Genomic DNA, 23,084 nt, shown 5'->3' with positions numbered 1-23,084 from the left:
CATTTTGCTATTTGTTATCACTTTAGTGTTTGCCATCATTTTTTTGCTTATCATCGCTTTTGTGCTTGTCGTCCCCATTATTGCCATGATCCATTGGTTTGTTCATGCTTCCACTGTGCATGCCGCCGTTATTCATTTTCTCTTTTCTCTTCAAATAACGTTGGTGGGAGATGTCATCTATTTCCTTCCACGATGCTTCCTTGCCCTTCAGGGCTTGATTGTCCGACACGAACTTCTGCGCTGCGTCCTGCGTTGCGAACAACGCATAGCCATATTTCATCGGCGTCTTAATATCCGCCTTTACCGGAGTTGAATCCTTTGCTGTCACCCATTCTAATGTACTATAATCTCTCACCCAGGATGCGGCCGGCTTCTCTTTCATATCTCTCTCATAGTTCAGCAAGCAGCCGACGTCATCAAAATAGAGATGCTGACCATCAGCTGTCTGCATTTGTGCTGTATACATTCCCATGTCTTCTTCTCTCAAATAGATTTTCATTTGGCAAAAAGCGCATAAGTCCTCGTGAGTTGGCTCCTCCGCATGTGCTGCAGCCAGCTCCGGCTTGGATTGTGCCTTATTCTGAGTCGTTTGGCTTGCTTGTTCCTTCCCCGTATTCGAAGCCGCCGCGCCCTCAACAGGCGCCGCAGCTTGTTCGCCCTTCTCTCCCGCATGGTCTGCACCACCACATCCAGCAAGAATACTCAGCATCATGATCGAACAAATAAAAATAGCTAACCCCTTTTTCATATAACACCCTCCACGATGGAATTCATTGACAGAACAAATGCTAGCAAGCAATTGTGAGGAGATTGTGAAGGAAGTGAAATGAATTGTTGAACTTTATGTTGCAATTTTCCAAAAAGAAGTACAAAACTTCATAGATTTGATCAGATTTTGCGTCTAAAGCCGCTATAATGTTGCTATATTCCATTTTTTGAATAACAGGAGGAAGCGCCTTATGCGCCTTGCACCTTTCTTACGCACACTTTTGCCTTTGCTTGTTCCGCTCACTCTTGCTTTTGTTCTCACCGGGTGCGGTAAGAGTGATTTCCAGCCTATAGAGCAGCAGCCTATTATCGTCAGCGTCAATGTGAAGGACCATAGTCTCTCCTTCCTTGATCCTGTCCGCAATAAGGTGTCGGCGGCATGGCAGCTCGATTTCCCGCTTAGCGGCGCCCTATTCCTTGCGCAGGATCAATTGCTCGTCTACGGAAAGCAGGCGGACAAAGCGCTCATTTATCAATTGTCTACGGGAAAGCAAATCGAGACGTGGGACATAGGAAAAGGAGCGGCCAATGCGCTGCTGTCCCATTCGAAGCAATTTGTCTATTTTGTTGATCAGCATCATAAATCGATTCGCGCTTTCCGGCTGGACGGCACGCTTCAGTACGAGGTTGCTGTAGGCAAGCAGCCGTTGCATATGTATGAGGCGAAGGACGGGAGCAAGCTGTACGTCATCAATTTCGACGATACGACGATGTCCATTATAGACACTCAATCGCAACAAGTTGTACAAACATTCGGCATTAACGAATCTTCGGCTGGCGGTCTGCTGTTGGATGATCGGCGTGAGCTGTGGGTTGGCGGTCACGGAAACGGAGCTGAGGTCGAGTCGGACATCCATGTGTACAACATGGATACCGGGTCGCTTATTCGGCGTATCCCAGCTCCTTATATGCCCGTAAGCTTCGCACAGACGGATACAGGCATATTCGCACTGAGCCACGGTTCCAGCACGCTTCGCAAGTTCGCGCGGAATACCGGCGCAGAGCTTGGCACGATCAAAATTGGTGCCAACCCATTCGAGATGAAGGAAATTGGCGGCAATCTATACATCGCTAGTTATGATAGCAATGAGATCTACGTCATCGATCCCAACTCACTCACCGTTAGCTCAATTATTCCCGTGGGCCAAGGCCCATTCCAGATTATGTCCAACTCATAAGCGCAAGGAGGAGAGCAAGCATGAACCAGTCTCGATTGCTCATTATCGATGATGAAGAAGATATGAGAGCCCTCGTGCATATGTACTTGAAGAGCTCTGGATTCGAGGTGTACCAAGCCGCGAATGGCGAGGAAGCGCTAGAGATTTTGTCTGCCATGCCCATCGATCTAATTGTTGCCGATGTCATGATGCCGATACTGGATGGCTTCACGCTCTGTCTGAACATACGCCAGTCCTCTAACGTTCCGATCGTCTTCTTGACAGCAAGAGGAGAAGAATGGGATCGTGTCTATGGCCTGAAAATCGGTGCCGACGATTATATTGTGAAGCCGTTTAGTCCAAGCGAGCTGATCGCCCGCATCGACGCGGTTCTGCGTAGGGTTAATCGAGAATCTGCAGCAGACAAAACTGTTCAACTATACGGCCAAATCGAAATCAATGAACGAGGTAGAACGGTCAAGGTATGCGGCGAGTCCTTAGCTCTCACCTTGAAGGAATTCGAGCTGCTCCTCTTCTTATGCCGCCACCGCGGACAAGCACTCAGCCGCGAGCAGCTTCTGGAGCACGTGTGGGGTATCGATTACGAGGGCAGTGTTAGAACTGTAGATACACATATCAAAACACTGCGCATTAAGCTCGGCAATATGGGTGAATTCATTCAAACGATGTGGGGCATCGGATATAAACTTGAGGTGTAAATGGCATGAAGCAGCTGACCTTAGCACAGAAAATGTGGCTTATCGTATGCGCGGCGATTATCGGAACCGTGTCTTTTTCGTATGCGCTCACTCACTACTTCTATGAAAAATACTATGTCGAAAAGGTAGATGAAGGACTGCGGCTGGAAGGGCTTCGCCTTGCAAGCAACTATAGCGGTGGAGAGGTCACCGCCAAGCTGCGCGATCAGATCGATTGGTACAACAAGATGTCTGACTCGGAGGTGTTTCTTGTCACGAACCCACGCGAGTTAAGCGCCTGCCTTCCCTTCGAAGTCGAATACGACTCCCTCATCAGCGAGCAGGATCGCCAGCAGCTCCTTCAGGGAAACCCCGTCACCAAGTCCGGGTTCGAGGAACGATTCGGCCGCACGATTCTAGCTGTCAGCATCCCGCTGCTGGACGACAATCGCTTGCAAGGCATCTTATTCCTGTACATCCCGCTTGCAACCATTATGGAAATGAACAAGGAACTGACCAGCATTTTCATTCCGATCACCTTATGCTTCGTGTTCCTGTCCCTTGTGCTGGGCAGAACATTAATCAACCGCGTCACGCAGCCCCTTCGACGCTTGGAGTCCGCTGCCCATGAGATGGCACATGGCAATTATACGGAACGTGTTCCGATTACAACACATGATGAAATTGGCAAGGTGGGACAAGCCTTCAATCAGATGGCATGTGCCGTTGCCGAGGAGGATAAGCGCAAAAAAGAATTTCTCGCGAACGTGTCCCATGAGCTGCGAACCCCTATCAGCTATGTGAAGGGGTACAGCGAAGCGATTCTGGATGGGGTTGTTGAATCCGAACAAGATCAGCGAAGCTATATCAGCCTGATCCACCGCGAAGCCGGCCGCATGCAGCGGCTAGTTCATGATCTGCTAGAGCTGGCCAAGCTGGAGAACAATGCCTATCCGCTTGCCATCACCCATCTGGTATATGCTCAGCTTATTGAGGACGTGCTGATGACATACAGACACATACTTGTCCAGCAGCAAATTGTATTGGCGATCGATCTTGATCCCGAGCTTATTATTGAAGCTGATCAAAATCGAATCGAACAGATCCTCCATAACCTACTGGACAATGCCATAAGGTATACGCCGGAACAGGGAACGATCAGCATCAAACTGTGTGCATCATCGCACACCCATTGTTGCGAGCTGAGCATTAGCGATACCGGCATCGGCATTGCCCCTGAGCATCTTCCCCATATAACCGAGCCGTTCTATCGAGCCAATAAGGCGCGAACCCGCAAGGACGGTGGGACAGGGTTGGGGCTTGCTATCGTGTCTAATATTGTTGCTATGCATGGCGGAACGCTGACCTTTCACAGCATCGAGAATGAGGGGACGACCGTAACGATTGCGCTGCCGCGATACAGAGAGACATAAAAACTTGCGGGTTGTCATGCTCCGTTCACACATTCTTTCATCTTTGCACACAATTGTGTCGTAATGTAGGAGCCAAAGAAAATGAAAATGGGGACAGGATGGTGGCCAATTGTGACCAATTGCAGACAAGTCAACAGAAAAATGCTGCTGGCCGTTCTAGCTTTGCTATTGTCTCTCTTCACCTGCTTCTTAGGTACAAGCAAGCTGCATGCCGCCAACGCTAACGGGAAGACGTTCATCGTTCGTGCCGGAGATTCGATCCAGAAGGCCATTAATGAAGCTGAACTAGGCGCTACCATTACCGTACAAGAAGGTAGCTATCATGAACAGCTTGTCATTGATAAGCCACTAAAGCTCCAAGCTGCAGATAGTGCTAAGGTTACGCTGAACGGCAATAATCAAGGTCATGTCGTCGCGATTACCGCCCCCGGCGTTTCCCTAACCGGATTTCAGATTATCCAGAGCGGCAGCAAGAAGCAGGATGCCGGTATTTATATCGCCTCCTCGGACAACTTGATCATGTCCAATACGCTGTCCCGCGTACAGAATGGCATCTATGTCAACAAAGGAAGCCGCAATCAGATCGAGAACAATACGATAACGAGCAATAACAGCCGCATCTCTAAGCGAGGCAACGGCGTTCACCTCTTCTATGGCAATGGTAATGTCGTGCGTGGCAATGACATTTATGATGTACAGGACGGCATTTACATCGACTTCGCAGCCGACAGTACGCTAAGCAGCAACACGATATCCGATTCACGCTACGCCATTCATCTCATGTTCGGTGAAGGCGGTCTCGTATCGGGCAACCAATTCATGTACAACATTAACGGGATGATGGTCATGAGCTCCTCCTCCTTTCGGATTGAGCAGAACATCATGCAGAAGCAGCTTGATTATCGCGGCTATGGAGCGCTCCTCTATAACACCGATCACATCACAATGCGGGGCAACCGCATGATGTACAACAGCAACGGTCTCGCGCTGGAAGATGCGAGAGAGAGCATCATTACAGACAATGTCATTGCAGGCAATCATCTTGGCCTTAGTCTGCTAACGGGCAATTCCGGAACTACCATATCGGGCAATCAGTTCATCGGCAATGTCGTACAGGCACGAAGCTTGGATGCCGGGCTGGCCATCGATGATGGCACATCGGGAAACTATTGGGACGACTATTCCTCCTTCGATTTAACCGGTGATGGCATTGGGGAGCTTTCTTACTATGCGGGCTCCATCTATGACAAGCTGCTGCCGAAGCAGCCGCAGCTGCAATTCTACTTCGAGAGCCCTGCCATACAGCTATGGAATGCAGTTAATCGCATGCTGCCTTCCGCTAACGCTACGAGCGGAGCAGATCGATTCCCGCTTACGCAGCAGCCCACCCCTCAACCGCTTGTAGATGATCCTGCACAAGCAGTCCTAGAAGCGGAACATCCTACAGACAATCGCCATCTTATCGGCATCGCAGGATGCTTGTTCCTAATTGGCGGCATATTCATTCTTGCACAAGGGAGGATTCAGAAATGACATGGAGATTCGGAACAGTCGTAGCGGCAGTCGGCCTCATGCTTGCCACATCCTGCGGCAAGCCAAGCTATGAGCCGCGCCCGATTAACCCTGATATCGATGTATGCATCATATGCAATATGAGCGTAGCGAACGAAGACTACGCAACAGAGGTTGTATTAACGGACGGCAAGATTATGACCTTCGATGATATCGGCTGCATGATGGATTATATCCAATCGTATCACAATGCAGACAATCCGATTGCCAAGTCCTATGTATACGCCGCAAGCAATTGGGTAGAGCTGGAGCAGGCCTGGTTCGCCTACCACCAAGACTTCTGGACACCAATGGCGAATGGCGTGCTGGCCTTTCCGAACAAGGAACAAGCAGAGCAATACGTTGCACAAGAGGGAAAAGGAAACGTTCTGTCGTTCCCTAACCTGAAGCAGCATAAATGGGACGGTCATCAATGAAGCACATAGGTTCAATTGCGAAGCAGGAAATGAAGCTGATCATTCGTAGCCGCTGGCTGGCAAGCTTCTCCATATTATTCACACTGCTGGCGCTGTTCATCGTATTCTTCGGCAGCGACGGCTATCAGGCAGGATACGAAGGGTTTACGAGAATGACTGCAGGACTTCTAAATCTCTCCCTCTTCCTCGTTCCGCTTCTCACGCTGTTAATGGGCAGTACCATGCTCGCGGGAGATAAAGAGGATGGGGGATATCAATTGCTGCTCACCTACCCGGTATCGCCCACTTCCATTGTTCTTGGCAAATACATAGGCATGCTGGCAGCTATTGCAGCCGTTATCCTGCTCGGCTACGGCATTGTCGGAACTTTGCTGTGGATCACGAACCGCACTGGCATGTTCGCCGCCTCCTTGTTTTTTCTCTTTATCGCCTTGACCCTGCTTCTTGCGGCTGTCTTCCTGGCGATAGCTTCGGTCATCGGCGTGTATGCCAGCACGCGCTTCCAAGCGCTCGGCATCAGCATTCTGACATGGGCGCTCAGCGTGCTCCTGTACGAATATATCGTAATGGGTGTCTCCAGTGTGGTCCCTTTTCATTGGATTATTACACTCTTAACCACATCCATCCTGTTCAATCCAGTTGAGCTGATACGGGTGTGGAGCATCATTCAAATGAAGAGCGGCATGATATTCGGGCCGACGCTCTATGACTTTACGATATGGGCCGAGGGGAGCACCGGGCAAATTGCCTTCTGTCTGACGGCTGCGGCATGGATCATTGCTCCGCTTGCCTTATCCATCATCATTGTGAAGCAGGGGGTGCGCATCCGCGAATGACGACAAATGCGATGATTAAATTCGATAATGTATCCAAGATTTATTCCAAGCAGAATCAGGTGCGCGATATCCACTTCTCAATCGGCCAAGGCGAATGCTTCGCCTTATGTGGAGGCAATGGCGCCGGGAAGAGCACGATCATTCAGATGATGATCGGCATCGTGAAGCCAACGTCAGGCAGCATTTACTTGAACGGGCACAAGGTATCGTCCACGGACAGCGCCTATAAATCCACTTTCGCCTATATGCCTGACAATATGGTATTTCCCCGTTCCTTGACGGGATACGAGGTGCTGCACTTTTTCTCCAAGCTTCTACAGGTGCCGCGAGGTCGCATCGATGAGCTGCTCTGCCTCGTTGGGTTGGAACAAGACAAGCATAAGAAGGTAAGCCACTATTCCAAGGGAATGCAGCAGCGGCTCGCACTCGCACAAGCGTTGCTGCCTGAAGCTCCGATCATCATTCTGGATGAGCCAACCAACGGACTTGATCCCTATTGGGTGCATACGTTCAAGGAGCTAATCCATACTGAACGCAGGAAAGGAACAACAATCCTGTATTCGACTCATATTTTGTCTGTCGTGGAGGACACGGCCGATACTGTCGCGTTCATGAATGAAGGCGTCACGGTCGCATGCGATTCTGTCGCTAGACTTTGCCGTACAGAAAATGGACATCGTTCCCTGGAAGACGTCTTTTATGATACGTGCCAGCGCATAGCTGTAAATTCGTGAACAGTGCTCATTCTCTCACTCACTGCTATCCATACACATACGAAAAGCCAGCGACGAATCGCTGGCTTCGTTATGTTTAATCCATTTTCCATCCAAAGACCACATGACTAGCATTGTTGCTCAAGATGATTCAACTGTACCGCTGTCCCTGCCAGTTCATCATAATAGGCCTGCAGATCAATCGATCTGCCCCCATCCAGCCGTGATGCCTCTGCTGCGAATGCCATCAGATGGCTGCGTACGGAGACAGAGGCAGAAGACTTGCTCTCCGTCACCATCCCCACCTCGAAATCACGTACTTCCTTAATAAAGGAGCGGACTATATCCGCGTCTCCACCCCCATGCCCCACAGCAGATGCATGAATATGGACAACCCGCTTCTCCTTTGTCACGAAATCATGAATCGTGAAAGCATCATCCTCCATATTGCCGCGAATATCCCCTTTCGTGCCCATCACCTGTACAATGCGGGTATTGTCGTGTGTGAAGCCGCACATGCTGAAGGTTGCCGTCGCGCCACTGGCGAATTCCATATTGACGACCTGATGATCCACAACATTATTATCGGTCTGATAGACACATTTGCCGTACGGCCCTTCCCACAGTGCCTTAATGATGCCTTCCTTCGTATGATTGTCTGTAATTTTACGCGCCCATCCAATGCCCTCCCCCAAGTAATAACGCGGCGCATGATACTGGCAGACATGTTCTGCCGGACATCCCTCGATACAGCGCAGCGGTGCTCCCTCCGGTCGATTCCCTTCATGGAAATGCATTAACGAGCCGAACGAACTGATGCGTGTGCACGGCTCACCCATTACGTACGCCAAGATGTCCATATCATGGCATGACTTCTGCAGGATCATCGGGCTCGACTCGTCGCTATTGCGCCAATTGCCGCGTACGAAGCTGTGCGACATATGCATATTGCCCACGTTCTCATTTAACTGTATCGAGACGATATCACCAATCGCACCTCGGTCGATTTCCCGCTTCAATGATGACCAGAATGCCGTATAACGCAGCACATGGCAGATCGTGAGCAGACGATTGTGCCGCTTGGCCGCAAGCTCCATCTCCACACACTCTGCCGGCACAGGCGACATCGGCTTCTCCAGCAAAACATGATACCCTAGTTCAAGTGCCCGCAGCGTTGGCTGGAGGTGCATTCGATCCAACGTACAGATAATTGCAACTTCTGCCTGCCTCTCGTTGCCAAGCAGCGACTCCCAAGAATTGAATTGCTGTTGATCGGTTAGTGCAAATTGCTCGGCAAATTTGCGTCGTCGTTCTGTATTCGGTTCAGCGACACCTGCAATACGAAATTCATGCGGATTATCCAGCGCATATGGAGCATACGCTCGTGCTCCCCGATCCCCAGCTCCAATCACAACCGCTGAGATAGGCTTCATGTTGCAGCTCCCCCTCTAATGAAGCGAAGAAACGCCCGTAAGCAGCAGCGTTCCTGGGCCTCTCACTATTTTGCTTGGTAAGCCTTATTCATTTCATCTGTAATCATTTGCAGCTCTTTATCCTGCTTCAAGGTCACAATAAACTGATCATAAGCTTCAATCGTCTCTTTCCCAATAATCACTTTCGTCCGCATATCATCTACCTTCTTTTTAATTTCCGGGTAGAACCGATTATAGGCTTCCGAATAAATGCCTCGTCCTGGATCCGGTACAACATGCTCCTTGCGCTCATTCACAATTTTTACGTTGCGCTCATACAATTCATCCGGCATACCCACTGCAGCAATAGCCATATCGTCGCTAATCAAGTGGAACAAGCTCGACATGTTGCCGTCTCCCGTCAGATCTTTTTTCGCCTGCTCAGTCGCAATCCGCTTGCCGTTCTCTTCCTTGTAATGCACGTCTTTTAAGCCGTAGTACTCCAGAATATTGCCCTCTGGGCTATTGCCATAATCGAACAGCGCCAGAATCTTCTTCACCTTCTCCTCTGGCACCTTCTTAGGAATAAGGTAAACTCCATAATAGGATTCGCCGGAAGGAACATACTTGGCCCCTTGCGGATTCGCCAGGTAAGAGGTCGGAATGAGGTCGGCCTTCGGATCGATCTGGCGAAGCACTTCCCCTTGGATCCAGACATGGTTCATGGATAAGCCCACCGCTCCTACCTTGCCGCCGCGAACCATATCAATAATTTGCGAGAACTTTAAGATGGCAAAATCCTTCGGGAACAGTCCTGCATCGTAGGCTTTCTTAATCCACAGCAGCGCATCACGGGAAGCATCTTCAGTGATAATCGGCGCCAGCTTGCCATCCTTCAACTTCCATGCGCCTTGCGTTTCATTGAAGACATTATATACAAAACCGAGCGAGTCCGGGGATGCCGCATACGGAACGATATCAGTCTTTCCGCCGGGCGCCTTCTCCTTAAATGCCTTCAGTACGTCAAAGAGCGAATCCATGGAATTTGGCACTTGCAGATTCAACTCATCCAGCCAATCCTTGCGCAGCATTGGGAATACGCCTCCGCCGAAGCTTGGGTAGTACCGTGGAATGGCATAGTTTTTGCCTTCGATCTTCGTCTCTTCCCACATCGCCGCCTTAACGCCTTCCGTTAGATTCGGATAGTCCGCAATGAAAGGCGTCAAATCCCAGAACACACCTTGCTTAATCATCTTCTGGAGCTGCGAGTTGTTCAGCGACTCAACAAAGGTAACATCGGGCATCTCGCCGGACGCGAGCATCACATTGACCTTATCCTCAATTGTCGTTGGTGTCAGCCATGTGATGTCCAGCTGTGTATTCGTGCGCTTCTCCAGCTCCTTCCACATCGGATTGCTGTTGTTCACCATATCGGGCGCATAATTCAACGTTTGCAGTGTAATCTTCGTAGGCCCCTCCCCCCCAGTGGCACCTCCTGCACCTCCACCGCCGCATGCAGTCAGCAGCAATGAACATGCCAGCATGATAAGCATTGTTGTCCTGAGCAAGGATGACAACTTACGTGATGAATTGTGAACCATTCTGAACCCTCCTTTTTGATATGCGAGCGCTACAGGCTGTCCATGTGTATCTATATCTATTCATTCTTTGACAGAGCCGACCATCGCACCTTTGGCGAAATGCTTCTGCAAGAATGGATACACCAGCATAATTGGTACGGTAGCAATAACGACTGCAGCCATTTTCAACGTCTCAGACGGCATCTGACGATTCATACGAAAATCCGCACCGCTTCCCCCTGCGCCGCCGCCCATTGCCGTCGGATCGACCAGCAGGTTTTGCAGCAGCACCTGCAGCGGCCACATGCTCTGATCGTTAATGTACATGAGTGCGTTGAAATAGGTATTCCAATACCCTACCGCAAAGAACAAACCGAATGCGACCAGCGCTGGAAGTGACAAAGGCAATATGATGCGCCAAAATACGCTGATCTCGTTGCACCCGTCAATTCGTCCCGCCTCCTCCAGACTATCTGGGATACTGTCGAAGAATCCCTTCATCAGCAGAACGTACCACCCACTGGTCAGAGACGGAATAATGAGCGACCAGATATTATCAATGAGCCCGACATTGCGCACAATTAAATACTGCGGCACAAGTCCCGGCTGGAACAGAAAGGTCAGCAAAATAAGAAACAAAATGGCCTTCCGGAAGCGCAGCCGCTTCCGCGAGAGGGCATAGGCCAAGCCACCAGTTACGATGAGGCTGCATGCTGTTCCCACTGTAGCCAAAAAGGTGCTCACACCGAGTGCGCTGACGAACAGGCCGTTTGCGAGCAAGTACTGATAGGCATCGATTGACCATTTGGTCGGGAACAAAATAAGCGGCTTTGTGTAGTATTCAGTTGGATCTGTGAATGACAGCACGATTGTATAGTAAATGGGAAAGACAGTCGCCAAGCTGATGAGCAGCAGAATGGCTATGTTCCCGACATTGAATAAGCGATCTCTTGTACTGGTATCTCTCATAACACTTGTCTCCTTCCTCCCCTGTTTAATATAAGCTGTCCTGTCCGAAGCGCTTGGCAATTTGATTGGCCGCTACCACAAGAATGACGCCAACTACCGATTTGAACAATCCGATGGCTGTACTGTAGCTGAACTCCCCTTGCTTAATACCGACCCTGTACACATACGTATCGAACACTTCCGCTACATTGGAGACGGCTGCATTCATCATCAGATAAATCTGCTCGAATCCGGTATCCATAATGGTGCCTAGCCGCAAAATAAACAGAATGATGATTACATTGCGCATGCCCGGCAGCGTAATATGCCAAATGCGGCGCATCCGCCCTGCTCCATCCATCACCGCAGCCTCATACAGCTGAGGATCAATTCCTGCGATAGCAGCGAGGAAGATAATCGTCCCCCAACCGATCTCCTTCCAGATCGACTGTGCCGTCAACATTCCCCAGAAATAACTTGGATTCGTAAGCAGATCGAAAGCCTCTTTATCCATAGCTAGCAGCAGCTTGTTGAACAACCCTTCCGATTGCGAGAACATAAGGAATGTCAATCCCGAAATAAGTACCCACGATAAGAAGTGCGGAATGTAGATGAGTGACTGCACCGTTCGCTTCACAATCGAATGCCGCACCTCATTCAGCATGATGGAGAGAATGATCGGCGCCGGGAAGAAAAACAATAGATTCAGAAAACTGATAGCGAGTGTATTGCGCAGCAGAATGTAGAAATCTTCATTTGCAAAGAAGCGGCTGAAATGCTCGAATCCTACCCATGGACTTTGAAACACACCGAAATACGGCGAATAGTCTTGGAAGGCGATCACAAGATTCGTAATCGGAACATACTTGAAGACAAGGAAGAAGAGAAGCCCTGGCAGCGCCAACAAATACAAGTATCTATCCCTCTTCACATCTACCCATACACGTGTGCGTACTCCTCGCTTAGATGATGTCCTCCGTTCTAACTGGGCTGCAGATGCAGATGTTGATGGTTCCGTGCTCATCAGTACTACCTCACTTTCTTCTGCATGTTCAATTGAGACAGCGAGTATCGCAATGTCTGCTAGGATTTTTTATCAATGTAAACGCTATCACAATTTCATGCAATTTGAATTTTTTTGCCGAAGCGTCTTGCCTGCCTGCATAACCACTTTTACTCATCGTTCGATGAACGCATAAGCAAGCCCCGCAAAGGATCACCTGCTGCGAGATTCGATGCAGCATTTTTCCGATTTCCTGAGACTGCACTTTTTTTCTGTAAGCCTTTTCATTCGTTGTGCCATTCAGTATGATAAATACAATCGGCCACCATACCAGAACATCCCATACTACCGTTCTAATATGAACAGCTTCGTGCAGCCGAGCAAATTACAATTTCATAATTCCAATATCAAATATCAATGTTCACTCCAGTATTCCATTTCATCATCCATTGCCACACAGGAGGAATTCATGGGAAAGCTGCATGAAATACTACGTCCCTCATCCAAGGGAATCTTTTATTGGAAAAGTCTCGCGCTCGCCGTACTGCTGACCTGCCTGCCAATCACGATCATCAGTGCGGCTTATTTATATATGGGCAACCAGCAGCTTGTGAAGCAGTTTCAAGAGAAGAACGACAGCGAGATGATTGTAGCAGCCAAACAAATCGATAAACAGCTTGGGCAGCTTATTAATTACGCCCTACATATGGTCGTGAAGCCGCATTTCAAGCCGACGATTTCCGATATGGATTTTGCACAGCAGTTTGAGGAAACGAACCAACTGCTCGATACGCTCACGCTGATCGAGAATGCCGATCCGATTATTGATCAGGTGTATTTGTACGTGGCGAAGCAGAACAAAGTACTTCAGCCCTCGATTGGTCTTCGGGCATTGGAGCAGGGAGAAGAATCATCTCGCTGGAAGGAGCTTATGTCGGCCGAGCAGGGCATCTTCTGGACGCATGAATTGCAGCGTCCCTTCAGTAGAGGCTCATCCCATGCCGTTGTAATGAAGCTGCCGTTCAATGGAAACGCATCCTACGGGGCTATCGTGATTTACATCAATCCGTCTAAGCTGTTCGTATTTGCGAACCCAGACCGATATGCTTACCTGTTGGACGAGGAAGGGCACATTATTGGGCAAAGCGAAGCAAGCAGACAGAATCCTGAGGCATTCGCCGCTATTCAATCTCATCAGACTCAACATACAGAGGCATTGAATCAACCTAGCGGAAGCAGCAAGGTTCCCTTGGAGCAGGATACATTGCTCATGAACACCGTAACCTTGGAGAAAATGGGCGGCAAATGGACTTACTTATCGGCTACCCCTCAATCCATCATTACAGCACCTACACGACCCTATACACATATCCTCATTGTGTGCTGGATATTTGCCGTGCTGGCTGCGTTAGCGTTAAGCTGGTTCGCTTCCCACCGTATGTATCGGCCGATACGCCGGATGATGAACTTGCTTGCAGGCTGGCGCTCCCCGGATACGGATGTTCACAATGAGCTTGATTATATTGAACGGGAATGGCAGCATTATCGAATTACAAATGAAACATTGGAACGGAGGCTGAATCAGGCCGTGCCGTCCATGCGCGAGGCAATTATGAATCAATTCATTACAGGACAGGCAGCGCACTGGACAGAGAGGGAGATGATTGAGAAGCTTCATACGATGGGGGTCGCCATTGAAGGCAGGTCATTTGCTGCAATCGTTCTACAACTTCATACAACCGATGAAGAATATAAGCCGCTGTCCGATAAAGACGATGTTCTATTAACGTACGCAGCCATCAATATCGCGGCAGAGCTATCCCAATCCGCAGCGGAACATGTTCACACGATTAATTTCTTAGATGGATCGTTCGGACTTGTGCTCATACTTCCCACACAGGATCATACTCAAGCAGAAGCACAACAGGAGCTGCACAGTCTATGCTCCCATTATATCAACGTGCTGCATGAGGTTCTGCGCATCCAGGCTACCATCGTCTATAACGGGCCAACTTCGTCGTGGATGGATATTCCCCATGCCATGGAGCAGGCTCAGCGTGCGCTTCGGTGCCGCACTTTTGACGCAACGAGCCAATTGCTTCAGGCCGATCAAGTGCTGAATAGAGCGAATACGCTGCTTGAAGCCCCTCTGCTTGAGCTTGAGCAGGAGCTTATTTACGCTCTCAATATGGGTCTGGCCCAGGAGGCGACGCAAGCCTTGGAGCAGTATGTAGAGGCACTTCAAGCAAGCCACGCGGCAGAATGGCTTGTCCATCAAGCGCTGTTGCGACTAATAGGAAGCATTCATCGTGCTATGCTTCAGGCCGGTCATAATCCGTATGCCGTCTATGACAGCGCCCAGCTGTATGAAGAGCTTCGTATGCTGCGCAATCCACAAGCATCCTTGTCCTGGTTCCAAGAGAAGGTGATCCACCCTTACATTCATTCGTTATCTCGCAGCTTCAATGCAACTATGAAGGAGATTGTAGACAATTTGCTCGAACAGATTGCACTAAGCAACGGCCAAGAGATCGCACTCGAAACCTATGCGAATAGTAATGGAGTCAGCATCTCCCAACTGAGCAAAGCGTTCAAGCAAATGACAGGAACGAATTATGTGGATTATGTTACTTCTATAAGAATGAACTATTGTAAGCAGCTTCTACTAACCACGGATATGAAGATCAATGAAATCGCTGAATCGGCCGGTTACCAGGCCCCCTACTTCAATCGTATGTTCAAGAAGCTTGAAGGAATAACTCCCGGCCAATACCGCCAGCGTCATTCCTCGCAAACCCTATAGCAGGATGTCGCAATAGGAACAATAACTTCAGCTTAACCTTCATACATCATTGCAGATAGTGGCTGGCATTCCATTCTCCATTCTGATGGGTGCTGTCAGGTTCATTTCATAGGTCCTATATAACTTCGGCCCCTCCACTGCTTACCGCAGTGGAGGGGCCGAAAGGCTTAAATATTTACAATGCGCAGAATCTAGAAAAAAAGACAACCTCAACCGTCGATTGCAGCAGACTGACTGTTACTGCATCGTAAGCAGCATCGTGCCCATTCTGTGGGCAGTCTCCATCATCTGCGGGGCAAAGGATACAAGCGTATCTGCCGACATCCGGCTGACAGGCCCTGACACCGACAAGGCCGCGACCAGCCGCTGATTCCGATCCATGATCGGCACAGATACAGCCGCCGCTCCAAGTTCGCGTTCTTCCAAGCTTACAGCATATCCGAGTCGACGCACTTCCTCAAGCTGCTTCATATAGCTGTCCTTGTCAATGGAGGACGGCCAGCGTGAATCGCGCAATGCAGCCTCTAGCTCGTGCGTCTCAGCAAAGGCAAGCAGCACCTTGCTGGATGCCCCCACGAACAACGGCAAACGAACGCCTACTGGCGCTACTCTACGGATTGCCTGATTGCTCTGAACGGCCTGAATCCGTATCCGGTCGTTGCCATCCTTCACATATAGACTTACCGTCTCATCCAACTGATTGCGCAGAAGCTCCATCTCCGGCTGCAGCAGCTGAGCAGGATCATCGACCTGCGTCAAATTCGCCGCCAACTCCCATACCCGATATCCCAGTCGATACTTATCGCCATTTTTAAGTACGAATCCGCGATCCTCCAATGTTGTCATCAGACGATGAACAGTGCTCTTATTCAGCCCAACGCGGGTAGCAAGTTCCGTCAAGCTGATATCTCGCTCATTGGCAAAACACATTAATATATCGAGTGCACGCTCCACGGCGCGCACGGTTAGCTTTCCTCGTTCTTCCACCATGTATCTCCCTCTTCGGTTCCATAGTATGGAACATCGTTACAACTAGTATAACTCTCTTCCTTATTTTCGTAAAGATACTAGCTCCATTCTCCCTCATCCTACAAACGTCCCTTGTTTCGACATGTTTTTACAGGGAGATTGCAATATTACGGGACGATTACAATCACCTTACAAATCGCGCAAATCCGTTGACCCTATGCGGATTCCCGCATACGATAATGATACGAAGACAACGTTTACACGAATCAGCTCCCATCGGGACTTTTGTTCTATATGAATTTATTGGGCTCGACACCATTCTGCATTACATCATCGAAGGAGGTCATCTACATGAGCACACCTGTTATTACATCTCCCGCACTACAGCCTGAATGGCTCGGCCCCTCTGGAGCAGCCCCTGCGGTAGCACGGAGACTACGAGTGAAGCATGTAGCCATTGCGCTATCCCTATCGACCTTCTTCGCTGCGATTGTCATCTTCCTTGCTCTGCACGGATTCATCGCATGGATGTTCGCCAATCCGCAAGTACCTCCGCTGTTCTCCAATCCAATGGAGGCCAAAGGGATGAAGTACGAGACGGTATCCTTTCCCGCTCGCGATGGACATACGCTGGTAGACGGATGGTACATTCCATCTGATAAGCCTTCCAAGCGCACCTTAATCTTCAGCCATGGCTACGGGGCCAATCGAGAAGAATATTGGGTGCCGATGTATGACCTCGCCAAATTCGCACATCGACTCGACTACAATGTCATCATGTTCGACTATGGCTTCGCTTCCGAACAGCATCCGACCAAAGCAACAGGCGGCCGTCTGGAGAAAGAACAGCTGCTAGGCGCTGTCAAGCTCGCGAAGGAACGCGGTGCTGAGCACGTCGTCGTATGGGGCTTCTCTATGGGTGCCGGAACGGCGCTTCAAGCAGCACTGCTTACCCATGATATTAATGCCATGATTCTGGACAGCACCTTCCTGCTGGAGCCAGATACGCTATATCATAATTTGCAGCAGTACGCTCCACTGCCGAAGCATCCATCGCTTGATCTGCTGCGTACCTTCTTCCCTGCTGTCAATGGCACAAGCCTGCAGCAAATTCCATACAATGAAGTGAAATCAACGAACTATGAGATGCCGATTCTCTTCGTTCATGGAACAGCGGACTCCAAGGCGCCATATGGAATTGCAGAAGGCATGGCCGCCCATCAGTCCAATAAGCTCTCACAGGCATGGATCGTCCCTAATGCACAGCATGAGCTTATCTATCGCACGCAGCGCAAGGATTACTTGTCAAAGACATCCGCATTTCTGAATGCAGCCTATCGTGCTGATCGCGGTTTGTTCATTGCACAGAACTAACTTCCCTGCTACGCCGATTGAGAAGTTTATAAATTCGACAAGGAAGTTTCACAGGACACGAAATGGAATGAATCGAAGTTGAACCGCAAGCACTCCGCTTGCGGTTTTTTTGTGCCATTTTACATAGGTCAACCTATGAAGCTAATACAATAAAAAGAACCACTTCAATCATAAGGAGGGAGAACATTGCAGCTCATATACGGGCCACTTATGCCTGTGCGTGTGTTGGAAGAGAGTGCCTACTGGAAGCAGCAGGAGAAGAAGCATACAGAGGTCATTCGCGCGATTGTGCCCCAGCTGGAGCCTGAATACGTGCAGCTGCTTGCCCAATGGGAACAGGTTCTGTCACAGACGGAAGATGCAGCGAGGGGACAGCTGCGCACCGCCCTGCAGCAGCCAGATGTCCTTCAGCCAGATCAGCTTCAACAGCTTCAAGAATTGCTCCGCGCTTCTGTATATCAATCCGAGCAATTCGTTCAGCAGCTTGATGCCATCAAGCATAACAGCCAAGCCGTGCAGCATACGGAGCAAGCCCCTGTCGTATTCGATCATATCACGGAGCGATCCCAGTACTTTCTGAATGCCATTAAACCTGTCTTTTACCCAGCAGTAGAGTCCCCAGGAAGCAATAATAACACTCGTTCTAGCAGCAGCTCCTCCCCACCAGCTCGCATTCACGCTGCGGGGAACGAGCCTTCCGCTCATTGGCCGCAACATCAGTATCAGCCCCAGCAACATCAGTATCCCTATCAACAACAATCCATTCAAGGCATTCATGCTCACATTGGCAATACGCGCAGCGCGCAGCCGGAACAGGATGATGAGACAGATGGGGAATCCTTCGTTCCGATTGGCGGACACCGGCTTCCACCTCTTCCGTACCCTTATAATGCGCTTGAGCCTTATATCGATGAGACTACAATGCGTATTCATCATGACAAGCATCACAAGAGCTATGTGGACGGCTTGAACAAGGCCGAGTCGGCGATGGCGGAAGCACGGCGTACCAATAAGTTCGATCTGGTGAAATACTGGGAGAACGAGCTCGCGTTCAATGGGGCCGGTCACTATTTGCACACCATCTTCTGGGATGTAATGAGTCCGCAGGGTGGAGGCAGACCTACAGGCAGCCTGCTGCGCCAAATTGAGCATGACTTTGGCAGCTACGATGCCTTCCGGAAGCATTTCTCGAACGCAGCAGAGAAGGTTGAGGGTGGTGGCTGGACGATACTCGTCTGGAGTCCGCGCAGCCGAAGATTGGAGATTTTGCAAGCTGAGAAGCATCAGAACTTGTCCCAATGGGATGTCGTCCCGCTGCTGCCGCTCGATGTATGGGAACATGCTTATTATTTGAAGCATCAAAATGAACGTCCAAAATATATTTCCGATTGGTGGAATGTCATCAATTGGCCCGCTGTATCCGAACGATTCGAGCAAGCTCGCAAATTGAAATGGACTCCCTTCTAAGCTTACAACATCATTCGATGAATGAGGTGTTTACTTCCTATTTTTCGAGCTTATTCGCCGTTGCGCCGCACCCTTTTCGTTCTATACAATAATAAATGGAAATAGCTGGATTACGTGCGGTTCTGTGCCGCGCTTTCCTTTTGTACCAGAACAATGAGTTATCGACTTCGAAAGGGGTGAGGCGAATTGCTCAGACCTATTGTGAAATGGGCTGGCGGCAAACGCCAACTACTTCCCAGCATCCGTTCCCTTCTGCCTTCGGCAGACTGGACGCGAGCAGCCTACTTCGAGCCGTTCATCGGCGGAGCGGCGTTATTGTTAGCATTAACGCCAGACAACGGGGCCATTAACGACGTCAACCCAGAGCTCATCAACGTGTACCAAATGATAAAGCAGCAGCCAGACCAACTTATCGAAGCCCTTCGCCAGCATCGCAACGACGAAGGCTACTATTATGAAATTCGGGCATGGGATCGGCAGCAAGAAACCTACGCCGCCTTATCCCCTATCGACCGCGCCGCCAGGCTTATTTATTTGAATCGGACATGCTATAACGGCTTATACCGAGTCAATGCAGGTGGCCAATTCAATGTTCCATTTGGGAAATATAAGCGGCCGAACATCATAAGAGAAACAACCATTCGCAGTATGTCCTCCTATTTGAACCGCGCCAATATCCGAATGATGGATGGAGATTTTGCTGAGGCTGTGCTGGAAGCACGCGCCGGCGACTTCGTCTATTTTGATCCTCCCTATGACACCTTGACGCCAACTTCCGCCTTCACTTCGTATGCCAAGGGGGGCTTCGGCCGACCGGAACAACAGCGTCTAGCCAATGTATTTAAGGAACTTAGTGAACGTGGTGTATATGTCATGCTGTCCAATCATGCAACAGACTATATTCATCAATTGTATGAGGGATATCGAATCCATACGGTAAAAGCGAGGCGAAGCATTAATTCCAAAGGTGATGGCCGTGGTGTGATCAACGAGGTCATTATTATGAATTATTGACATGTAAGACGAAAACGTAATCTGTGGATATGCGGGCATTGATTGTACAACCCTATAGGCAGTGCATGCATCAGTCAATCCCGTACTTCTTCTTCGCACGATCGTAAGCTTCCTGGGCGCGATCCCTCCTCGGAAGCTTACTGTTGATGCGCAGAAGGAGCAATAGATTGCAGGCGAGCAAGATGAGAATGGTCATCTCCATCAAAACTCCCATTCTATTCCCTCCTAAAATGAAATCACTAATCTACGAAAAAGTGAACTTGCCATCCATAATTGTGACAGCGGTACCGGTTAAGTATACTCGCTCCTGATGCAGCTCCAGCTTCACAACGCCTTCTCTTGCAGAACATTGACGTCCAGTTAGAGACAACTTGCCAAGCTTAGCTCCCCAATATGGCCCCATCGTGCAATGAGCAGATCCCGTAACCGGGTCTTCATTCACACCGAGCGCGGGGAAAAAACAGCGTGACACGAAGTCAATTCCGTCATGGGCAGATTCCCCCGCTCTCGCTGTAACAAGCACACCAATCGCTTCTTGATCGCACGCCTTAAGCTGTTCCCAATTTGGCTCCAGCGACCGTACAGTCTGTTCCGAATCCACGATGGCCATTAACTCGATTCGGCTTCTAAGTACCTCATGCACCGAGCAGCCTAGCGCTTCCTCCAGACGCACTCGCAGCGCCTCATCCTCTACGGGCATTAGTGAAGATGCTGGGAAATCCAGCGTGATCTCGCATTTGCCCCCGCTTTCCTTATATGCAGCATGGAGAATGCCGCTCTTCGTCTCGAAGGAGACTCTGTCCCCGCTTACAATCCCGCATTGCCGTAATACATGAGCTGTGGCCAGTGTTGCGTGTCCGCATAGATCAACCTCAACCTCAGGCGTGAACCAGCGTAGGCCGAGAGGGAGCTGAGCCCCCTCTTCCCACACTGCATCTACATGAACAAATGCCGTCTCGGATAAATTCATTTCGGATGCAATATGCTGCATCATCGCCTCATCACATTCGTGTTCAACGAGACAGACCGCAGCCGGATTGCCGCGGAATGGCACATCAGTAAAAGCATCTACGATATATACCTTCATGTCCATACCTCCCTTGCCTAAGGGTAGCACAATCATCTTGTCGAACAGGACAAATCTGTTCTATCTCTGTTCTATCTCTGTTCTATCTCTGTTCTATTTCCATCAACTCTAATGGGATCTTACAGAGAAAGGTATGTCTCCGCCGGCACCGCAGCCAGCCATGGACTCGGCTTGCCAACACAGAATACATGAAGCTCATGCATGGCCCGCGTGCAGGATACATACAGCAGTTTTTGTTCATTTGCACGCCCATAGGCAGCTTCCGATGCATCATAGATGACAACTGCATCGAATTCTACTCCCTTGGCCAAATACGAAGGAATAACCAGCGCACCCTCATGGAATGAGGCCGTATCTTGCTCAACAAGGTATATCGAAATTTCATTTTGCAGCGCCTCATATGCTTCCTTGCTCTCTTGAGCCGTCTTACAAATCACGGCTACATTGCGATGCCCTTCCTGCAGCAGTTGACGTACGCGATCTGCGACCAGTCGATCACGCTGCGCTCCGCCCTCCACAACGGTAACTGTCGGCAAATTCCCAGCCCGATCGAACGGCTCAATACGATCGCCGTCCATGGCCAGATAGCGGGCGAACTCCATAATCGGACGAGTTGTGCGGTAGCTTCGCGTCAAGTGGAAAGTTTCCGTAGATGAATTGCCGCGCATATCCGAAGATAGCCAACTGCTGTTAATATCCTGTTCCCCAGCATGCGGATAAATCGCCTGCTCCCAGTCTCCAAGCAGCGTCATGCTGCAGCGCGGGAACATTCGTCTTAACAATGCGAATTGGAACGGTGAGTAATCCTGCGCCTCATCAATGAACAGTTGGCGAATAGAGGTATTCACACGGAACCCCTTAATGCATTCATTCAGATACAGATATGGCGTTGCATCCTCAAACGCCATCTCCCCTGATCGAAGGCGTGCTTCCGTATCTACACATATGGTTCTCCACTCCGCAGGCAGCGTTCCGGCTGCCGCACATCGCTCCGATACATCCGGCATAGCGAACAACTGACGATACGTCCCCTCCATATCAATAAACCCAAGCTTCTTCACCTGTGAATAGAGAGACTTGAAGTGCTCATTCACAATCGATGCAGCAAGCCAGTCTCGTTCACGCTGGAAGTCATCGAAGGTTTCCTCCGAGAACTGCTTCTTGCGCTGCAGCTTCATATAAGCTTCGTGGTATGCATCATCATCCAGCATCTCTACTTCCTCATCCACCCACGGCTTCTTACGTTCTTGCTTCGCCGCGCGATGCAGTTCCCCACGCAGCCACTCGGCCAGCAAGCGCAAACGGTTCGGCAGCGGAAGCGATGCATCATAACGGTAGAGCTGGCTGTGAATTTGCTCTGCAGTTACGAGCACCTCATCGCGGAAGCAAATATCATGGAGCTGCAAGCCTTCTGTCTCTAACCACTGTACGTATGCATGGATCATATCAATATAGTTACGGCTTGCCTTGAAGCGGATCGCTTCCATACGAGCGCTATAGCCCGGTTCTTCTGCAGCTGTCAGTGAATATTCCATTTGCTCGAACGGATGCTCAAGCTTGAAACTGCTGCCTAGGCGGTGCTCCAAATAATCCTGGAAGGTCGTCTGCTCCATATTTCGTTCTCCCAGCTCCGGCAACACTGTCGAGACATAACGGTTGAACAGAGGATTTGGGGAAAATAATACGATCTGCTCCGCCTGCAGTGTTTCCCGATACCGATAGAGCAGGTATGCAATACGCTGCAAGGCTGTCGACGTCTTGCCGCTTCCTGCTGGCCCCGTCACAATCAGCACGCCGCTCCGTTCATTGCGAATGATGCGGTTCTGCTCCTGTT

20 protein-coding genes are annotated in these 23,084 nt (G+C 49.9%); 11 read left to right on the top strand and 9 right to left on the bottom strand.

Translation table 11 applies throughout. The features are described 5' to 3' along the window. Positions 1 to 22 precede the first annotated feature (22 nt). Complete coding sequence (locus AZ66_RS08210) at positions 23 to 748, bottom strand: nitrous oxide reductase accessory protein NosL (protein WP_052648439.1); 726 nt, start codon at positions 746 to 748, stop codon at positions 23 to 25. Positions 749 to 959: 211 nt separating this feature from the next. Between AZ66_RS08210 and AZ66_RS08205 the strand changes: the two genes are divergently transcribed. The 7 genes from AZ66_RS08205 to AZ66_RS08175 all read left to right on the top strand — a co-directional run bounded on the left by AZ66_RS08205 (position 960) and on the right by AZ66_RS08175 (position 7,614). Continuing rightward, a complete protein-coding gene (locus tag AZ66_RS08205; RefSeq protein WP_044354389.1) occupies positions 960 to 1,946 on the top strand; it encodes a YncE family protein in 987 nt (328 codons plus the stop codon). A gap of 20 nt (positions 1,947 to 1,966) precedes the next feature. Further along, complete coding sequence (locus AZ66_RS08200) at positions 1,967 to 2,644, top strand: response regulator transcription factor (RefSeq protein WP_044354388.1); 678 nt, start codon at positions 1,967 to 1,969, stop codon at positions 2,642 to 2,644. A 5-nt stretch (positions 2,645 to 2,649) separates the two neighbouring features. Then, complete coding sequence (locus AZ66_RS08195) at positions 2,650 to 4,056, top strand: sensor histidine kinase (RefSeq protein WP_044354387.1); 1,407 nt, start codon at positions 2,650 to 2,652, stop codon at positions 4,054 to 4,056. 81 nt (positions 4,057 to 4,137) lie between these two features. Then, on the top strand, positions 4,138 to 5,589 hold the full coding sequence (nosD, locus tag AZ66_RS08190) for a nitrous oxide reductase family maturation protein NosD (protein ID WP_052648438.1): 1,452 nt from the start codon (positions 4,138 to 4,140) through the stop codon (positions 5,587 to 5,589). Continuing rightward, positions 5,586 to 6,044 carry a nitrous oxide reductase accessory protein NosL gene (locus AZ66_RS08185; protein ID WP_021261167.1) on the top strand — a complete coding sequence of 153 codons (459 nt, stop codon included), beginning with the start codon at positions 5,586 to 5,588 and terminating at the stop codon, positions 6,042 to 6,044. Before nosD ends, AZ66_RS08185 begins: the two co-directional genes overlap by 4 nt. Then, on the top strand, positions 6,041 to 6,880 hold the full coding sequence (locus tag AZ66_RS08180; protein WP_052648437.1) for an ABC transporter permease: 840 nt from the start codon (positions 6,041 to 6,043) through the stop codon (positions 6,878 to 6,880). Before AZ66_RS08185 ends, AZ66_RS08180 begins: the two co-directional genes overlap by 4 nt. Beyond that, on the top strand, positions 6,877 to 7,614 hold the full coding sequence (locus tag AZ66_RS08175; RefSeq protein ID WP_082061502.1) for an ABC transporter ATP-binding protein: 738 nt from the start codon (positions 6,877 to 6,879) through the stop codon (positions 7,612 to 7,614). Before AZ66_RS08180 ends, AZ66_RS08175 begins: the two co-directional genes overlap by 4 nt. A gap of 107 nt (positions 7,615 to 7,721) precedes the next feature. On the opposite strand, the gene AZ66_RS08170 is transcribed toward AZ66_RS08175, so the two are convergent. The 4 genes from AZ66_RS08170 to AZ66_RS08155 form a co-directional block, all read right to left on the bottom strand. Then, on the bottom strand, positions 7,722 to 9,026 hold the full coding sequence (locus tag AZ66_RS08170) for a Gfo/Idh/MocA family protein (RefSeq protein WP_044354386.1): 1,305 nt from the start codon (positions 9,024 to 9,026) through the stop codon (positions 7,722 to 7,724). Positions 9,027 to 9,091: 65 nt separating this feature from the next. Further along, positions 9,092 to 10,606, bottom strand: a complete 1,515-nt coding sequence (locus AZ66_RS08165; protein ID WP_044354385.1) for an extracellular solute-binding protein — start codon at positions 10,604 to 10,606, stop codon at positions 9,092 to 9,094. 60 nt (positions 10,607 to 10,666) lie between these two features. After that, on the bottom strand, positions 10,667 to 11,554 hold the full coding sequence (locus AZ66_RS08160; protein ID WP_044354384.1) for a carbohydrate ABC transporter permease: 888 nt from the start codon (positions 11,552 to 11,554) through the stop codon (positions 10,667 to 10,669). 25 nt (positions 11,555 to 11,579) lie between these two features. Next, entirely contained in the window at positions 11,580 to 12,557 is a 978-nt protein-coding gene (locus AZ66_RS08155) for an ABC transporter permease (RefSeq protein WP_044354383.1), read from the bottom strand. A 448-nt stretch (positions 12,558 to 13,005) separates the two neighbouring features. On the opposite strand from AZ66_RS08155, the gene AZ66_RS08150 reads away from it, so the two are divergent. Next, positions 13,006 to 15,339: a helix-turn-helix domain-containing protein gene (locus AZ66_RS08150; RefSeq protein ID WP_044354382.1), complete on the top strand. Its 2,334-nt coding sequence runs from the start codon at positions 13,006 to 13,008 to the stop codon at positions 15,337 to 15,339. 237 nt (positions 15,340 to 15,576) lie between these two features. Here the strand turns inward: AZ66_RS08150 and AZ66_RS08145 are convergent, their stop codons facing one another. After that, on the bottom strand, positions 15,577 to 16,326 hold the full coding sequence (locus AZ66_RS08145; RefSeq protein ID WP_036620695.1) for an IclR family transcriptional regulator: 750 nt from the start codon (positions 16,324 to 16,326) through the stop codon (positions 15,577 to 15,579). Between the two features lie 333 nt (positions 16,327 to 16,659). Between AZ66_RS08145 and AZ66_RS08140 the strand changes: the two genes are divergently transcribed. The 3 genes from AZ66_RS08140 (at position 16,660) to AZ66_RS08130 (ending at position 20,163) form a co-directional block, all read left to right on the top strand. Further along, the gene (locus AZ66_RS08140) at positions 16,660 to 17,682 is read left to right on the top strand and encodes an alpha/beta hydrolase (protein WP_044354381.1); all 1,023 of its coding nucleotides are present in this window, start codon (positions 16,660 to 16,662) and stop codon (positions 17,680 to 17,682) included. 186 nt (positions 17,683 to 17,868) lie between these two features. After that, complete coding sequence (locus AZ66_RS08135; protein WP_082061501.1) at positions 17,869 to 19,149, top strand: Fe-Mn family superoxide dismutase; 1,281 nt, start codon at positions 17,869 to 17,871, stop codon at positions 19,147 to 19,149. Positions 19,150 to 19,335: 186 nt separating this feature from the next. Further along, entirely contained in the window at positions 19,336 to 20,163 is an 828-nt protein-coding gene (locus AZ66_RS08130) for a DNA adenine methylase (protein ID WP_044354380.1), read from the top strand. A 70-nt stretch (positions 20,164 to 20,233) separates the two neighbouring features. On the opposite strand, the gene AZ66_RS31815 is transcribed toward AZ66_RS08130, so the two are convergent. From AZ66_RS31815 to helD, 3 genes are all read right to left on the bottom strand, one after another. Continuing rightward, on the bottom strand, positions 20,234 to 20,377 hold the full coding sequence (locus AZ66_RS31815) for a hypothetical protein (protein ID WP_172619640.1): 144 nt from the start codon (positions 20,375 to 20,377) through the stop codon (positions 20,234 to 20,236). Between the two features lie 30 nt (positions 20,378 to 20,407). Next, a complete protein-coding gene (locus AZ66_RS08125) occupies positions 20,408 to 21,250 on the bottom strand; it encodes a PhzF family phenazine biosynthesis protein (RefSeq protein ID WP_082061500.1) in 843 nt (280 codons plus the stop codon). A 119-nt stretch (positions 21,251 to 21,369) separates the two neighbouring features. Further along, on the bottom strand, positions 21,370 to 23,084 hold a 1,715-nt coding region (gene helD, locus AZ66_RS08120), incomplete at its 5' end, for an RNA polymerase recycling motor HelD (RefSeq protein WP_044354378.1).

It is taken from the genome of Paenibacillus sp. E194 (assembly GCF_000935845.1).
GTDB classification, from domain to species: domain Bacteria; phylum Bacillota; class Bacilli; order Paenibacillales; family Paenibacillaceae; genus Paenibacillus_B; species Paenibacillus_B alvei_B.
Note: the sequence above shows the minus strand (reverse complement) of the source record. Positions and strands in the feature narration are given on the sequence as shown.

Coding starts and splice junctions, on each gene's coding strand:
- AZ66_RS08210 (WP_052648439.1), bottom strand. CDS start 748: ATGAAAAAGGGGTTAGCTATTTTTATTTGTTCGATCATGATGCTGAGT.
- AZ66_RS08205 (WP_044354389.1), top strand. CDS start 960: ATGCGCCTTGCACCTTTCTTACGCACACTTTTGCCTTTGCTTGTTCCG.
- AZ66_RS08200 (WP_044354388.1), top strand. CDS start 1,967: ATGAACCAGTCTCGATTGCTCATTATCGATGATGAAGAAGATATGAGA.
- AZ66_RS08195 (WP_044354387.1), top strand. CDS start 2,650: ATGAAGCAGCTGACCTTAGCACAGAAAATGTGGCTTATCGTATGCGCG.
- nosD (WP_052648438.1), top strand. CDS start 4,138: ATGAAAATGGGGACAGGATGGTGGCCAATTGTGACCAATTGCAGACAA.
- AZ66_RS08185 (WP_021261167.1), top strand. CDS start 5,586: ATGACATGGAGATTCGGAACAGTCGTAGCGGCAGTCGGCCTCATGCTT.
- AZ66_RS08180 (WP_052648437.1), top strand. CDS start 6,041: ATGAAGCACATAGGTTCAATTGCGAAGCAGGAAATGAAGCTGATCATT.
- AZ66_RS08175 (WP_082061502.1), top strand. CDS start 6,877: ATGACGACAAATGCGATGATTAAATTCGATAATGTATCCAAGATTTAT.
- AZ66_RS08170 (WP_044354386.1), bottom strand. CDS start 9,026: ATGAAGCCTATCTCAGCGGTTGTGATTGGAGCTGGGGATCGGGGAGCA.
- AZ66_RS08165 (WP_044354385.1), bottom strand. CDS start 10,606: ATGGTTCACAATTCATCACGTAAGTTGTCATCCTTGCTCAGGACAACA.
- AZ66_RS08160 (WP_044354384.1), bottom strand. CDS start 11,554: ATGAGAGATACCAGTACAAGAGATCGCTTATTCAATGTCGGGAACATA.
- AZ66_RS08155 (WP_044354383.1), bottom strand. CDS start 12,557: ATGAGCACGGAACCATCAACATCTGCATCTGCAGCCCAGTTAGAACGG.
- AZ66_RS08150 (WP_044354382.1), top strand. CDS start 13,006: ATGGGAAAGCTGCATGAAATACTACGTCCCTCATCCAAGGGAATCTTT.
- AZ66_RS08140 (WP_044354381.1), top strand. CDS start 16,660: ATGAGCACACCTGTTATTACATCTCCCGCACTACAGCCTGAATGGCTC.
- AZ66_RS31815 (WP_172619640.1), bottom strand. CDS start 20,377: ATGGGAGTTTTGATGGAGATGACCATTCTCATCTTGCTCGCCTGCAAT.
- AZ66_RS08125 (WP_082061500.1), bottom strand. CDS start 21,250: ATGAAGGTATATATCGTAGATGCTTTTACTGATGTGCCATTCCGCGGC.